Source organism: Methylobacterium sp. J-043 (assembly GCF_022829505.1).
Taxonomy (GTDB): domain Bacteria; phylum Pseudomonadota; class Alphaproteobacteria; order Rhizobiales; family Beijerinckiaceae; genus Methylobacterium; species Methylobacterium extorquens_A.
The window spans coordinates 219035-233069 of sequence record NZ_JAKSYB010000063.1; the positions used below are offsets into that span (position 1 = coordinate 219035).

Here is a 14035-nt window from a genome sequence, read left to right on the forward strand (position 1 = left end):
GATGGCAGCCATCCCTAACCGGGCCGCGCAGAGCGGGCTGCGGCAGCCTCCGATGGGCTGCCGACGCGTCTGCGGCCTTGGCCGCGCACGATTCTCTCGGACGTGATTCTACTGAGCGACGATGCCGGGAAAGCGCGCGGCAAGGCTCTGCCGTGTCGCGTCGGCCCAAGATCGGTCCCGCTCGCGGCGCGGCCGGTCGAGGGGCAGGCTCGCCAGCAGCCGCGCGGGCCGGGGCGAGACCAGCAGCAGGCGGTCAGCGATCTCGATGGCCTCGGCCACGTTGTGCGTGACCATCAGCGCGCTCGTACCGGAGCCGGCCACCGCCTCGACCACCAGCGCGCGCAGGGACGCGGCCGCCGCATCGTCGAGGGAGACGAAGGGCTCGTCGAGAACGAGGATGCGCGGCTCCAGGGCCAGCGCCCGCGCCAGCGCCACCCGACGCTGCATCCCGAGCGACAGCGCGCCGGGATAATGCGCGCGCCATGGCGCGAGCCCGAGCGACGCGAACAGGCCGTCGAGGTCGCGTGACCGGCGCGCGCGCGGCAGGCCGAGCCGCACGTTCTGCTCGATGGTGCGCCAGGGCAGCAGGCGCGGGTCCTGAAACACCATCGCGATGCCGGCCTCGGAGGGCTCGGGCGTCACGCTGCCCTCATAGTCGCGGTCGAGGCCGAGCAGGATGCGCAGGGTCGTCGTCTTGCCCGCGCCCGAAGGCCCGATCAGGCAGGTGATCTCGCCGGCATGAAGCTCGAAGGCGAGGCCGCACACGGCCTCGACGGCTTCGGTCCGCGCCTTGCGGTAAACCTTGCGGTCCACGCGCACCGTCAGCAGCGGCGCCGACCCGGCGCCGGGTTCAGCGCCGGAGGCAGACTCAACGCCAGCGGCGGACATGGGCATCGAGGGGCTGGAGGAGGAGCGCATCGAGGGCGAGCATCACGCTCATGAAGACGAGGCTGTAGCCGATCACCGCGGTGACGTCGAAGAGGGTGAAGTAGTAGTTGATCGCAAAGCCGACCCCGTTGGGACGCCCCAGCAGCTCCACCACCAGCACGATCTTCCAGGCGAGCGAGATGCCGGAGCGCGCTGCCGCCACCATGAAGGGCTGGAGTTGCGGCAGCAGCACATGGGCGATCCAGGTCCGCCGATCGAAGCGATAGGTCGTCGCCATCTCCTCCAACCCCGGATCGAGACCGCGGGCGCCCTCACGCATGATGACGGCGACGTTCGGAAGCTTGTTGAGCGCCACCGCGACGATGGCCGCGGTCTCGGTCAGCCCGAGCCAGACATAGGCCAGCACCGTGATGACGAGGGCCGGCGTGTTGAGGACGACGAGAAGCGGCGTATCGAGCAACCGGTCGGCAAGGCGCGAGCGGCCGAGCGCGATGCCGAGCAGCACACCGAGGCTCATGGCGATCACGAACGAGATCGCGACCCGGGCGAGCGTGACGCCGACATTGTAGAACAGGCTGCCGCTCTGCGCCTCGCGCAGGATGAACGCGAACACCGCGCTCGGCGTCGGCAAAGTCCGCGTGTCGGCATAAACGGAGACGCCCTGCCACAGGGCGAGGAGGACGGCGAGGGAGAGGAGGCGCGCGAGCAGGGCCATGCGCAGGGTCAGCGGACCAGGACCGTCATCGCGCCTCTTCAGCCGTTGCCCGAGGCGTCGAGATAGAGGTCCGGCGGCAGGCTCTTGCCGACGCCGAGGAGTTGCGCACCCGCGAGCCGGTCGAGGGCCGCGTAGATGCGCTCGCCGTCCGCGCGCTCGGCGGCGATGGTCCGGCGGGGGATGCCGGCGAGGAAGTCGCGCTTGAGCGTGGCGAAGGTGGCGTCGTCCTCCGCCGCCATCAGCGGGCGGACCGTCTCCCAAAGGGCCGGCTCGTTGGCGAGCGCGTCCTTGGCGGCGGCCGAGGCGCGGGCAAAGCCCCGCACCACCTCACCCCGGTCGGCCACGGTGTGGCCCTCGTAGAGATAGCCGATCAGCGAGACGGCACCCTTGGCGCCGAAAGCCCGCATCACGTCGTCGGCCGAGATCAGCCGCTTGAAGCCCTTGGCTTCGAGGCGGGCGCAGAACTGCCAGTAGAGCAGGGCCGCGTCGAGTTCGCCGGTCTCCAGCTTCTGCGCCAGAAGCGGCGGCGCCCCGTAGGCGACCTGCGCCACGTTCTCGAGGTCGAGCCCCGCCGTCTCACGGCCCTGTGCCCGCAGCAGGATCCAGTTCTTGTCGAGCGCGCCGCCCGCCACCCCGAGCCGCTTGCCCGAGAGCCCCTTCAGATCCGTGATCGGGCTTCCGGCAGGCACCATCAGCGCGCCCTCGGTGGTGGAGTAGGGCGAGAAACGCACGCCCCGCCCCTCGTTACCGAGGCGGGCGGCGAAGATCAGGTCGCCGACGATGGCGTCGACCTGTCCGCCGAGGAAGGCGATGCGGGCGGCGTCGTTGCCGGCGAGCTTGACGATATCGAGGGTGAAGCCGTTGGCCGCGTCGAGGCCGCGCGCCTTGATGATCGCAGCCTCCCAGGCCGCGGTGCCGAAGGGCAGTACGCCGAGCCGGAACGTCTCGCCCGCTGCCTGCGCGCGGCGCCCTGTCGGCAGCGCCGCCGCCAGCGACAGAGCCGCCGTCGCGAGCATTCCGCGCCGTGACAGCATGGGCGTCCTCATGAATTATCGGTCAGGCCGTTCCGTCCCCGGCGGAGGCGGACAGTTTCTGTTGAATTTTTTAATAGGGAATCGCTCCCGCTCCGTCCACAGCCGGCCCCGGCGTTTCCGCTGCGACATGCAAGCGTCCGATCTCTGCGATCCTGAGCTTGCGCGCGAGCCGGTCCCGAAGCAGGTTTTCGCCCTCTTCGAGGGAGGGTAACGATGACTCAAGCGCGTGAAGGCGTCCTCGACGACGCCACGGTCGAGCGGCGGCTCAAGGAAGAGCTGCCGGAATGGCGGCTGGAGGATGGCTGGATCCGGCGAACCTACAAGACCGCTTCGTGGAAGAGCACGCTGATGGTGATCAACACCGTGGGCCATCTGGCGGAAGCCGCGTGGCACCACCCCGACCTCACCGCATCCTATGCCTGGGTCGAGGTGCGGCTGATGAACCACGCCGCCAAGGGCATCACCGAGAAGGATTTTGCCTTGGCCCGGAAGATCGAGGAGGTGGTGGGCTGGCAGCCGGGCACGGAAGGCGCCGGGCTGGAAGGCACGCCGACCGATCCGCGCTTCGCCTACATCAAGTACGACAAGTAAGTCCGGCGCCTCGCTCCGGCCTGGAGCGAGGCGCCATCGGCCTCAAGCCACACCGTGCTGCCGGAACCAGTCCTGCAGCCGCTTCCAGCCGTCCTGCGCCGGCTCCGCTCGGTAGCTCGGACGGTAATCGGCATGGAAGGCGTGCGGGGCATCGGGAAAGACGATGAATTCGCAGGTCTTGCCGGCGGCGCGGCAGGCCTCCTTCATCCGGTCGATCGTGGCGACCGGGATGCCTTGGTCGGCCCCGCCGTAGAGGCCGAGCACCGGCGCTTTGAGGTCGGCGGCGACATCGACCGGGTGCTTCGGCGTCAGCGCCGAGCTGTCGCCGACGAGCCGCCCGTACCACGCCACGCCCGCTTTCACGCTCGGATTGTGCACGGCGTAGAGCCAAGTGATGCGCCCGCCCCAGCAGAAACCGGTGATGCCGAGGCGGGCCGTGTCGGCCTTGCCCGTCCCCTTGGCGTAGGCGACCGCCGCGTCGAGGTCGCCCATCACTTGAGCGTCAGGTACCTTGGAGACGACCTCGCTCACGATCTGCTGAATGTTCGTGAGCCCGGAGACGTCGCCCTGCCGGGCATAGAGTTCGGGCGCCAGGGCGACATACCCGAGCTTGGCCAAGCGGCGGCATACGTCCTTGATGTGTTCGTGGACCCCGAAGATTTCCTGCACGACCAGGATCGTCGGAAAGGGTCCGCCCTCGCTCGGCATCGCCCGGTAGGCGGGGATCTCGCCATCCCCTGTCGGGATCTTCACCTCGCCCGCGATCAGCCCGCTCGTATCCGTGGTGATGGTGGTCTGCGCCGCGACGGGCTGCGCCGCGAGCGCGAAGCCGGTGGCGAGGCTCGTGGCGATCACAGTGCGCCGCGACAGAGTCGTCTGAGCCGAAAGGCTCCGCAGGTCGGCATCGAACGCGGTCATGCGAGCCTCTCGGGATGTGAGCATCGAGCGGAACAGTGCCCGTCGGCATAGTTAGCGGCGCAGCGGCGAATGACGACGGTGGCGCGGCGCTTTGGCTTCCGTCGAGGCGGGGCGTGCTGGGGCTCAGCTTGGCGGGATCAGCCGTGCGGCTCCGGCCGGTTGCGCCGCTGGGCTCCTGGCTCTGCCTGTCGATGCCAGTGCATACCAAATCCGGTCGATCCCTTTGGGATGGCGGATTTGGGCTTCGGCGGGATCCCATCGCGCTGGCGCGATGGGGTACCCTCCTCAGTCGCCGCGCGGGCTTGTTGATCCGATCCCCGCTTGGATCAAGCGGGGATCGGATCAGACGAGTGGAACGGCCGCGCCTGAATGCCGGCCACTCAAAAGAAAATGGCCGGGCGAACCCGGCCATCCTCCGTCGATCATGTGAAGAGTTTACTTGCCACCCATCGCGTCGGCCTTCTGGATCAGCGCCTCGGCCATGCGGATCGAGGCGATGTCGATGAGGCGGCCGTCGAGGGAGACGGCGCCGCGGCCGGCCTTGGCGGCCTCTTCCATGGCTTCCAGGATGCGGCGGGCCTTGGTGACCTCGGCCTCGGAGGGGGTGAACACCTCGTTGGCGAGATCGATCTGAGAGGGGTGGATCGCCCACTTGCCCTCGAAGCCGAGCGCGGCGCAGCGGCGGGCCGCCGAGGTGTAGCCGTCCGGATCGGAGAAGTCGCCGAACGGGCCGTCGATTGGGCGCAGGCCGTAGGCGCGGCAGGCGACCAGCATGCGGTTCTGGGCGAACAGCCACGGATCCTGCCAGTGGGTCTGGCGGTTGCCGGCCTCGTCCTTGTCCGTGAGCACGCTGTAATCGACGTTGACGCCGCCGATCACGGTGGAGCGGGCGCGGGTGGAGGCGGCGTAGTCGGCCACACCGAAGGACATCGCCTCGAGGCGCTTGGAGGAGGTCGCGATCGCCTCGACATTGGCCATGCCGAGCGCGGTCTCAATCAGCACCTCGAAGCCGATCTTCTTCTCGCGCTTCTTGGCCTGCTCGATCTGCGTCGTCAGCACGTCGATGGCGTAGACGTCTGCCGGCACGCCGACCTTGGGGATCAGGATCATGTCGAGGCGCGGGCAGGCCTCCACGATGTCGACGACGTCCCGGTACATGTAGTGGGTGTCGAGACCGTTGATGCGGATCATCATGGTCTTGTTGCCCCAATCCAGGTCGTTCAGGGCCTGGATGATGTTCTTGCGGGCCTGCTCCTTGTCGTCGGGCGCAACCGCGTCTTCGAGGTCGAGGAAGATCACGTCGGCCTTCGAGGCGGCCGACTTCTCCATGAAGGTCGGGTTGGAGCCAGGAACCGCGAGTTCGGAGCGGTGCAGGCGCGGGGTGGCCTGCTGGATCAGGGTGAAGCTCATCGGGAATCCTCCGTTCTGTGAGACCGTCTTGTCGTGCGCGCGGTCACGCTCTGGCGTCGCGTGCCGCACTTGAAGTGCATCGTCGTTTTCCGAAAGCCGGCGGCGACCTTTCGTGACGATGGTTTATCTCGCGCGTCCAGGCCGGCCGTCCAGCCGGGCCCGGAACACGTCGCCGAGATTGTATGCATTATCCAGTCGCGCCGAAGCCGACGGCGATGCAGTTGATCGACAGCAGCAGCGCGGACTTCACCGCCTCGCGTTTGTCCTCGTCGGCTTCGTTGCGGTAGCGGCGCAGCAGCTCGACCTGTTCGCGGCTGACCTGATTGATGGTCGGCAGCCGCCCGCGCAGGCGCTCGCTGAATTGCGGGAAGCGCTGGGCGAGTTCGCTGTCGCCCGACACCCGCAGGACCATTTCCCGCGTCAGCGCGTATTCCGCCTCGATCATCCCGAAGATGCGCGCGCGGATGCTCTCGTCCTCGACGAGGCCGGCATAGTCGCGGGCGATCTCGAGATCGACCATCAGCAGGGTCTTCTCGACCTCGTCGAGGACGAGGCGGAACACCCGGCAATCCCGGAACAGGCGCTTGAGCAGGGCTTCGCCCGCCTCGCCGCGGACGTCGATGAAGCTCTTCAGCCCCGATCCGACGCCGTACCAGCCGGTGATGACGTGCCGGTTCTGCGACCATGCGAACACCCAGGGGATCGCGCGCAGGTCCGAGAGCGACTTGGCGCCGAAGCGCCGGGCCGGGCGCGAACCGATGTTGAGCAGCGAGATCTCGTCGAGCGGGCTCGCCGCCTGGAAGTAGTCCACCAGCCCATCGGCCTGGAGCAGGTTGACGTAGGCCGCGCGCGAGGCGCCCGAGAGCGCTTCCAGCGCATCGTCGAATTCGGCGCGCGAGCCGTTGCTGTTACCCTCCGAAAGCAGGGCGTGCTCGAACACCGAAGCCGCGAGCAGCTCCATCTGGTAGGCCGCCGTGCCGCGGTTGGCGTATTTGAACGAGACGACCTCGCCCTGCTCGGTGATGCGGAAGCGGCCCTGGATCGAGCCAGGCGGCTGAGCGGCGATGCCGCGATGGGTCGGTACGCCGCCGCGGCTCACCGAACCGCCGCGGCCGTGGAAGAAGGCGATCGGCACGCCGAGATGGTTGCCGAGCGTCGTCAGCCGCACCTGCGCCTTGTAGAGTTCCCAGTTCGAGGCGATGAAGCCGCCGTCCTTGTTGGAGTCGGAGTAGCCGATCATCACTTCCTGCACCCCGCCCTGCCAGCGGGTGGAGCGGCGCACCACGGGGATGCCGAGCAGCTCCTTCATGATGGCCGGGGCGGCGCGCAGGTCGTCGATGGTTTCGAACAGCGGCACGATCGGCAGCGGGCAGATCTCGGTCCCCGTCGCGTCGAGGAAGATGCCGGCCTCCTTGGCGAGCAGGTAGGCACCGAGCACGTCGACGGTGGAACGCGTCATCGACAGGATGAAGGCGCCGAAGGCTTCGCGGTCGAGGGTGTCGCGCATCTCGCCGACCAGGGCGAAGGTGGCAAGCGTCTCGCGCGCATCGTCGGGCAGACGGTCGGCGAAATCCTCGAACGAGGTTTCGGGCGTGCGCGGGCGGGCGAGCTCGGTGAGCAACCACTCCTTCCAGGCTGGCGCGTCGAGTTCCGGCGGCTCGCGGTCGCCGTTGCGCAGCTTCCACAGCGCGTGCAGCGTCCGGGTGGTGCGGGTCGAGTTCTCGCGCAGATCGAGCCGCACGGTGGAGAAGCGGAAGATCTCGACCATCCGCCGCACGGGCCGCACGATGTCGGTGGCGAGCGCGCCGCACTTGGCATCGGCCAGCCCCCTCTCCAGGGTCCGCAGGTCATTGATGAGCCCATCGGCGCTCGGATAATCCGGCCCGACCGAGCGGGCGCCCTTGTTGCGGGCGATCGTCGCTTCGAGCTTGCGCAGCACGCAGGAGAGGAACTGGCGATAAGCCTCGCCGGGATTGCGGCTGGCGATCGCCCGCGCGTCGCCGGACTCGGCCAGCATGTGCGCCAGTTCACGGCCGAAGGTCTCCGGCACCGGCAGCGAGCGCTCGGTGATCGACAGCACCCGGCCGAGATGGGTGATGCCGTCGCGGTAGCGGCGCAAGCTCGCCAGCGCGTTGCGCTGAAGCGTCTCGCGGGTCACGCTGGCGGTCACGTAGGGGTTGCCGTCGCGGTCGCCGCCGATCCAGCTTCCGAACTGGAAGAACGGCGGCACCTCGAAGGTCTCGTCGGGATAATACTGCGCGAGGCTCTCCTCCAACGAGAGCAGCATCTCGGGCAGCATCTCGAACAGGGTCTCGTCGAAGAAGTGCAGGCCCCAGGCGACCTCGCGCTCGACGGTGGCCTTCTCCAGATGCAGCTCACCCGTCATCCAGATCAGCTCGATCTGGTCGCGCAGCTCGTTCATCAGGCCGTTGCGCTCGCGCTCGGTCCAGCGCGGCAGTTCCAACTCGCGCAGAACGAGGTAGATGCGGCGCAGCTTCTCCAGCACCGTCACGCGCTTGCCCTCGGTGGGATGCGCGGTGATGGTCGGGCGGATGCGCAGGTCTTTCAGCAGCGCGTGGATCTGCTGCGGGCCGATGCCCCGGGCGGAGGCCTCGGCCAGCACCTTGGCGAAGGAGCCGTTCAGCGCCTCGCGGCCCTGGTCGCGCTCGACATGGCGGCGGCGGCGCATGGCCGCGTTCTGCTCGGCGATCGAGACGAGCTGAAACCAGATGCCCTGCACCTGGAGCGCGCGGGCCAGCATCTCCGGCGTGAAGGACGAGATGTCGGCGCGGCCGTGCAGCACGTCCTCCAGCTCGGGATCGTGGCGGCGGGCCACGTCGAGCAGGGCGTGGAACAAGATCTCGAGGGCGTCCTCGGTGGCCGTGCCGGTGATGACCGGCGGCGCGAAGGTCGTGTCGGTCGCGGCTGACGGCCGGGCGTGCAGCGTCTTGGTCATGGGATCCCCCCTGGCGAGGTTCTTTTCGGAGTTCCGCAGGCTGATGCCTTTGGGCGGGCGGATTGATTCGATCGTCGGGGCGCTTCCTCCCCGCAGGCCGGAATGGAGACCTCGTGCTCGTTTGCCCCAACCCTCACCCTCATCCTGAGGTGCTGGAGCGAAGCGGAAGCCTCGAAGGGTCGTCCAGGAATCGCCCGCGATCTGGAGGACCCTTCGCGGCCGCGTCGCGGCACCTCAGGGTGAGGCGTTGGACAGGAGAAGCGCCGCCGACGGAGAGTGCCTCAGGCCGCGCGGGCGAGCACGTCGGCCACGGTGCTGCCGAAGGAGCCCGGATCGGGCGCCACGGTCAGGCCGTAGGAGCGCATGATCTCGGCCTTCTCCGCAGCGCTGTCGCCGGTGGCCGAAATGATCGCGCCGGCATGCCCCATGCGGCGGCCCTTCGGAGCCGTCAGCCCGGCCACGAAGCCGATCACGGGCTTGGAGAAGTTCTCCTTGATCCAGGCTGAGGCCTCGGCCTCCTGCGGACCGCCGATCTCGCCGATCATCAGCACCGCTTCCGTCTCGGGATCCTGCTCGAACAGCGCGAGATGGTCGAGGAAGGAGGAGCCGTTGATCGGATCGCCGCCGATGCCGACTGAGGTCGAGATGCCGATGCCGAGTTCCTTCATCTGCGCGGCGGCCTCGTAGCCCAGCGTGCCGGAGCGGGAGATCACGCCGACCTTGCCGGGCAGGTAGATGTGGCCGGGCATGATGCCGAGCATCGACTTGCCGGGCGAGATGATGCCCGCGCAGTTCGGGCCCACCACCATCGTGCGCTTCTCCTTGGGATAGCGCCGGAGGTAGCGTTTCACCCGCATCATGTCCTGAGCGGGGATGCCGTCGGTGATCGAGCAGACGAGCTTGAGCCCGGCATCGGCCGCCTCCATGATCGCGTCCGCCGCGAAGGGGGGCGCCACGAAGGTGATCGAAGTGGTGGCGCCGGTCGCCTCCACGGCCTCCTTGACGGTGTTGAACACCGGCACGCCGCAATGGGTCTTGCCGCCCTTGCCCGGCGTGACGCCGCCGACGACGTTGGAGCCGTAGGCGATCATTTCCTTGGCGTGGAAGGTACCCTTGTCGCCCGTGATACCCTGGACGATGATCGGGGTCTTCTCGTCGATGAGAATGCTCATGGCGTGATTCCTCCCCCGTTCGTCAGTGCTTGGCGCCGGGGCAGGCTTCGACAGCCTTGCGCGCGGCTTCCGTAAGGGTGTCGGCGGTGATGAGGTCGAGCCCGCTCTCTGCGAGAATCTTCTTGCCCTCATCGACGTTCGTGCCGGCGAGCCGCACCACCAGCGGCACGTCGATCTTCACCTCGCGCGCGGCCTTCACCACACCTTCCGCGACCCAGTCGCAGCGGTTGATGCCGGCGAAGATGTTGACGAGGATCGCCTTCACGTTGCGGTCCGACAGGACGAGGCGGAAGGCCGTGGCGACGCGGTCGGGCGAAGCACCGCCGCCGACATCGAGGAAGTTCGCCGGCTCACCGCCCGCGTGCTTGATCATGTCCATGGTCGCCATGGCGAGCCCGGCACCGTTGACGATGCAGCCGATCTCGCCCTCGAGGCCGATATAGCTGAGATTGTGCTCGGCGGCCTGGGCCTCGCGCGGGTCGCCCTGGGACGGATCGTGCATGTCCGCGATATTGCGGCGGCGGAACAGGGCGTTGTCGTCGAAGGACATCTTGGCGTCGAGCGCCAGAACCCGGTCGTCCTTGGTGACGACGAGCGGGTTGATCTCCAGCATGGTGCCGTCGCAGTCGCGGAACGCCCGGTAGGCGTTCATGATGGTCTTCACCGCGGCCGAGACCTGCTTGATGTTGAGGCCGAGCTGGAACGCGATCTCGCGGGCCTGGAACTGCTGCAGGCCCACCGCCGGCTCGACCACGACCTGGATCAGCGCCTCGGGCTCCTTGGCGGCGATCTCCTCGATGTCCATGCCGCCGCGCTGAGAGGCGATGACGCGGACGCGCTCGGCCTTCCGGTCCAGCACGTAGCCGAGATAGAGTTCGCGCTCGAACGGATCGGCGGTCTCGATGTAGACGCGCTGCACCGGCTTGCCCTCGGGGCCGGTCTGGAGCGTGACGAGGCGCTTGCCCAGCAGGTCGCGGGCGGCATCGCGCACTTCGTTGTAGGTGCGACAGAGCTTGATCCCGCCCGCTTTGCCGCGGGCGCCGGCATGGATCTGGGCCTTCACCGCCCAGAACGAGCCGCCGAGCTCGGTCGCCGCATAGACCGCCTGATCCGGGCTGAAGGCCACGGCGCCCTTCGGGACGGCGACCCCGAAGCTCGCGAGCAGCTCCTTGGCTTGGTACTCGTGAACGTCCATCGAGACCTCCTTCGCGTTTCCGTCGTTTTTGTTGGGCCGACCTTCGCGGAAAAATTACTTTTCGGGAAGCGGGTCAGCTCTCAATTTTTTCTTTTGTAGTGGTTCAGTTTGCTTGCCCGTCAGAGACTTAGCGGGCTTCTCAACTGCGAATCGTCCGGTGCGGGGACGGAGCATAACAAGGCTCGTCTCATCCGCTTCCGCCTGAGACGACGGATCGTCCGGCGGCCACGCGATCCCGGGAGGATCCTTCGAGGCCGCTTCGCGGCACCTCAGGATGAGGCACAGGGTCGGGCGGAGGATATCTGCATCCGCTCTGTTGAAGCGGAGCCGACGCAATCGCGGGCTTGAGCCCCGTCCGGAAACGTCACGCCCCTGAATCGCCCCGCGCTCACTCGCGAGGATGGCAGGGGCGCGAACGGCTCAGTTCACCTTGGCCTTCACGGTCTCATAGATCCGCTCGTTGAGCGCACCTGCCTCGGCCAGCAGGCCTTCCAGCTCCTTCAGCCGCTCCTCGGCAAAGGCGCGGTCGTCGAGCCCCTTGGCGTTGACGTAGACGTTGAGCGCGGCCGAGCGCAGACCGGCATAGGCCGAGAGAACGGCGACGCCGGCATCGGAGATGACGTTGAGATTGCCCTTCTCGGCGACGATCTCGGCCAGATCGATCACCTCGCGGCAGACGCGGCAGCAGGCGAGCGGCACGTCGGTCGCCGTCTTGAGCGCTTCCTGGATCTTGGCGGCGCGGGCGGCCTTCTCCTCGTCGGTATTCTTCGGCAGCCCGTAGGCGCCCATCACCGCATCGAAGGCTTCCACGTCGTCGGCGATCATGCCGGTAAGCGTGCGGCGCAAGCCTTCCGACTTCTCCAGCACCTGCTTCAGGTCGGCCTCGACCTCGACGTATTTCTTCTTGCCGATGGTGAGGTTGCACACCATCGAGACCAGCGCCGCGCCCATAGCGCCGGAGATCGCGGCGGCCCCGCCGCCGCCGGGGGTGGGAGCCGAGCTGGCGAGCCCGTCGAGGAATGTTTCGATCGTCTCGTTCGCGGCCATGGGTCCCTCCCCTGTCGGTTCTTGTTGATTCATCGAGGCGGCGCCGAAGGCTGGCGCCACCCCAAGTTTTCGTTTTTGCATCGTCTCGAAAGACGGCAACCATCTTTCGGGACGATGCCCTAGGCTATGAAGCCGTCAGGCCATTTCCTTGGCGAGCTTGTAGATCTCCTCGGCGTCGAAGACGCCCTCGCTCGACTCGAACAGCTTGGCGATGCAGGCGCGGTGCAGCTTGAGCTTCAGGCCGCCGATGCCGAGCGCACCGAAGGCGCGCTTCCCGCCGTACTCCTTGCCCTTGTCGGTCGCGTCGATGCCACCGATGCCGAGCGGCGGCTGGGCGTTGTAGTCGGCCACGATCTCGATCGAGGCTTCGTTCTGCCAGGTCGCCTGCGGCAACAATTCGAGGCCGATCGCGCCGGCGGCGAAGACGAGATGGGCGCCTTTCACCGCTTCCGAGCGCGAGGCGTCGTCCGGCGTCTCGGCCGCGGTGACGTTCACCTTGAAGCGCTTGTTCACGGAATCGGCCGCGGCCTGCGCCTTGTCGAGCTTGCGCCCGCACAGCACGACCTCGGCGCCCTCGCCGGCCAGCAGCGCCGCGGAGCGCATGCCGACCGGGCCGGTGCCCGCGAGCACCACGGCTTTCTTGCCCTTCACCGAGCCACCCGCCGCCTTGACGACGAGCGCCACGCCCGCCGCGGCGGTCGTGTTGGAGCCGTTCGAGTCCAGCATGCAGGAGACGCGGAACGGTCCGAAGAAGCGCTTCTTCACCGCCTCGAACACCCGCTCGCCAGCGGCCATGTCGCCGCCGCCGACGAAGATCGCCGTCGACTGCTTCTCTTTACCGCCGCGGGTGTAGATCGTGCCGTCGACATAGGCGCCGACATTCTCGGGCGTGACGTTGCCGTAGCCGGCGATGTGGTCGGCACCGCCGTCGTAGCCGACGACGACGTCGAACACGCTCGGGGCGGCATCGGTGTCGAACTGGAAGAGCAGCTTCTTGGACATGATTCCTCTGGCCGGTTGTTCATGGGCCGCCGTGACGGGTCACGCGGCACGTCCGTAGGGAGGATAAGCCCAGGGCCATCCGGCCCCGATCGTCCTCGCCCCTGAGATGTTTCTCATAGCGCGGCCCCGTTTGGCGCCGCAGCCACTCACGCCTCTACGACGTTCTGCGGCTTGCCCGCGACGTAGGCCTCGACGTTGTCCACGAGCTGGTCGGCGAGGATCTGCATCGCCTCCTTGCTCGCCCAGGCCACGTGGGGCGTGACGATCAGGTTCGGCAGGTCGGCGTCGCACAGGATGTTGCCGTCCTTCGGCGGCTCCTGGGCCACCACGTCGAAGCCGGCGCCGCCGATGGTGCCGTCCTTGAGCGCCTGGAGCAGGGCCGCCTCGTCCACCAGCCCGCCGCGGGCGGTGTTGATGAGGATCGCGGACTTCTTCATCTTCTTGAGCTGCTCGGCCCCGATCATGTTCTTGGTGTCGGGGGTCAGCGGCACGTGCAGCGTGATGACGTCGGACTGGGTCAGGATCGTATCGAGATCCACGAGCCCATCCTGGGGGAACACGTCGAAGGCCAGCACCTTCATGCCGAGGGCTTCCGCCCGCTTGGCGATCGACTTGCCGAGCGCGCCGTAGCCGATGATGCCGAGCGTCGAGCCGGCGATGTCGTAGATCGGGTAATCGAAGTAGCAGAACTGCTTCGACTTGTTCCAATCCCCCCGGCGCACGGAATTCGCGTAGGGGACGATCGCCCGACGCAGGGCGAACATCAGCCCGACCACGTGCTCGGGCACGGTGTTGAAGGCGTAGTTGCGGATGTTGACGACGGTGATGCCCTGCGCCTTGGCAGCAGCCTTGTCGACGACGTCCGTGCCCGTGGCGGCCACCGCGATCAGCTTCAGGTCGGGAAGCTGCTTCAGCGTGTCGGCGCGCATCGGCACCTTGTTGATGAGCGCGATCTCGGCACCCTGAAGGCGCTCGACGATCTCCTCCGGCGTCCAGGTCGACTCGTATTCCTTGTACTCGTGCGGGAAGTTGAATTCGCGCACGGTCGCGTCGAGCGACTCGCGATCGAGGAAGACGACTTTCTTTGTCATTCTGGACCCCTTCCGG

12 protein-coding genes are annotated in these 14035 nt (G+C 67.7%); 1 reads left to right on the forward strand and 11 read right to left on the reverse strand.

The genetic code is table 11. The annotated features are described in order from the left end of the window. Positions 1 to 108: 108 nt before the first annotated feature. The 3 genes from MKK50_RS19030 to MKK50_RS19040 are packed head-to-tail and all read right to left on the reverse strand — an operon-like array spanning position 109 to position 2637. Positions 109 to 888 carry an ABC transporter ATP-binding protein gene (locus MKK50_RS19030; protein WP_499024601.1) on the reverse strand — a complete coding sequence of 260 codons (780 nt, stop codon included), beginning with the start codon at positions 886 to 888 and terminating at the stop codon, positions 109 to 111. Then, the gene (locus tag MKK50_RS19035) at positions 869 to 1603 is read right to left on the reverse strand and encodes an ABC transporter permease (RefSeq protein WP_253373283.1); all 735 of its coding nucleotides are present in this window, start codon (positions 1601 to 1603) and stop codon (positions 869 to 871) included. Before MKK50_RS19035 ends, MKK50_RS19030 begins: the two co-directional genes overlap by 20 nt. A gap of 38 nt (positions 1604 to 1641) precedes the next feature. Beyond that, positions 1642 to 2637 (reverse strand): ABC transporter substrate-binding protein, encoded by a 996-nt coding sequence (locus MKK50_RS19040; RefSeq protein ID WP_499024604.1) that lies wholly within the window; start codon positions 2635 to 2637, stop codon positions 1642 to 1644. 213 nt (positions 2638 to 2850) lie between these two features. Between MKK50_RS19040 and MKK50_RS19045 the strand changes: the two genes are divergently transcribed. Further along, positions 2851 to 3228, forward strand: a complete 378-nt coding sequence (locus tag MKK50_RS19045) for a 4a-hydroxytetrahydrobiopterin dehydratase (RefSeq protein ID WP_253373287.1) — start codon at positions 2851 to 2853, stop codon at positions 3226 to 3228. Positions 3229 to 3270: 42 nt separating this feature from the next. On the opposite strand, the gene MKK50_RS19050 is transcribed toward MKK50_RS19045, so the two are convergent. The 8 genes from MKK50_RS19050 to MKK50_RS19085 all read right to left on the reverse strand — a co-directional run bounded on the left by MKK50_RS19050 (position 3271) and on the right by MKK50_RS19085 (position 14019). Beyond that, complete coding sequence (locus MKK50_RS19050) at positions 3271 to 4146, reverse strand: dienelactone hydrolase family protein (protein ID WP_499024606.1); 876 nt, start codon at positions 4144 to 4146, stop codon at positions 3271 to 3273. A 435-nt stretch (positions 4147 to 4581) separates the two neighbouring features. After that, a complete protein-coding gene (locus MKK50_RS19055; RefSeq protein WP_253373291.1) occupies positions 4582 to 5556 on the reverse strand; it encodes an HpcH/HpaI aldolase/citrate lyase family protein in 975 nt (324 codons plus the stop codon). 187 nt (positions 5557 to 5743) lie between these two features. Beyond that, positions 5744 to 8512, reverse strand: a complete 2769-nt coding sequence (locus MKK50_RS19060) for a phosphoenolpyruvate carboxylase (RefSeq protein WP_499024611.1) — start codon at positions 8510 to 8512, stop codon at positions 5744 to 5746. Positions 8513 to 8793: 281 nt separating this feature from the next. Beyond that, complete coding sequence (gene sucD, locus MKK50_RS19065) at positions 8794 to 9684, reverse strand: succinate--CoA ligase subunit alpha (protein ID WP_056196273.1); 891 nt, start codon at positions 9682 to 9684, stop codon at positions 8794 to 8796. A 22-nt stretch (positions 9685 to 9706) separates the two neighbouring features. Next, positions 9707 to 10879, reverse strand: a complete 1173-nt coding sequence (locus MKK50_RS19070; protein WP_499024615.1) for a malate--CoA ligase subunit beta — start codon at positions 10877 to 10879, stop codon at positions 9707 to 9709. A gap of 420 nt (positions 10880 to 11299) precedes the next feature. Then, positions 11300 to 11926 (reverse strand): methenyltetrahydrofolate cyclohydrolase, encoded by a 627-nt coding sequence (gene fchA / locus MKK50_RS19075; protein ID WP_499024617.1) that lies wholly within the window; start codon positions 11924 to 11926, stop codon positions 11300 to 11302. Between the two features lie 135 nt (positions 11927 to 12061). Beyond that, on the reverse strand, positions 12062 to 12928 hold the full coding sequence (locus MKK50_RS19080) for an NADP-dependent methylenetetrahydromethanopterin/methylenetetrahydrofolate dehydrogenase (RefSeq protein WP_253373301.1): 867 nt from the start codon (positions 12926 to 12928) through the stop codon (positions 12062 to 12064). A 146-nt stretch (positions 12929 to 13074) separates the two neighbouring features. Continuing rightward, positions 13075 to 14019, reverse strand: a complete 945-nt coding sequence (locus MKK50_RS19085; RefSeq protein WP_253373303.1) for a D-2-hydroxyacid dehydrogenase — start codon at positions 14017 to 14019, stop codon at positions 13075 to 13077. Positions 14020 to 14035 lie beyond the last annotated feature (16 nt).

What these genes read in the sequence shown, in the direction of transcription:
- MKK50_RS19030 (WP_499024601.1), bottom strand. Translation starts at nt 888, where the DNA reads ATGTCCGCCGCTGGCGTTGAGTCTGCCTCCGGCGCTGAACCCGGCGCC.
- MKK50_RS19035 (WP_253373283.1), bottom strand. Translation starts at nt 1,603, where the DNA reads ATGGCCCTGCTCGCGCGCCTCCTCTCCCTCGCCGTCCTCCTCGCCCTG.
- MKK50_RS19040 (WP_499024604.1), bottom strand. Translation starts at nt 2,637, where the DNA reads ATGCTGTCACGGCGCGGAATGCTCGCGACGGCGGCTCTGTCGCTGGCG.
- MKK50_RS19045 (WP_253373287.1), top strand. Translation starts at nt 2,851, where the DNA reads ATGACTCAAGCGCGTGAAGGCGTCCTCGACGACGCCACGGTCGAGCGG.
- MKK50_RS19050 (WP_499024606.1), bottom strand. Translation starts at nt 4,146, where the DNA reads ATGACCGCGTTCGATGCCGACCTGCGGAGCCTTTCGGCTCAGACGACT.
- MKK50_RS19055 (WP_253373291.1), bottom strand. Translation starts at nt 5,556, where the DNA reads ATGAGCTTCACCCTGATCCAGCAGGCCACCCCGCGCCTGCACCGCTCC.
- MKK50_RS19060 (WP_499024611.1), bottom strand. Translation starts at nt 8,512, where the DNA reads ATGACCAAGACGCTGCACGCCCGGCCGTCAGCCGCGACCGACACGACC.
- sucD (WP_056196273.1), bottom strand. Translation starts at nt 9,684, where the DNA reads ATGAGCATTCTCATCGACGAGAAGACCCCGATCATCGTCCAGGGTATC.
- MKK50_RS19070 (WP_499024615.1), bottom strand. Translation starts at nt 10,879, where the DNA reads ATGGACGTTCACGAGTACCAAGCCAAGGAGCTGCTCGCGAGCTTCGGG.
- fchA (WP_499024617.1), bottom strand. Translation starts at nt 11,926, where the DNA reads ATGGCCGCGAACGAGACGATCGAAACATTCCTCGACGGGCTCGCCAGC.
- MKK50_RS19080 (WP_253373301.1), bottom strand. Translation starts at nt 12,928, where the DNA reads ATGTCCAAGAAGCTGCTCTTCCAGTTCGACACCGATGCCGCCCCGAGC.
- MKK50_RS19085 (WP_253373303.1), bottom strand. Translation starts at nt 14,019, where the DNA reads ATGACAAAGAAAGTCGTCTTCCTCGATCGCGAGTCGCTCGACGCGACC.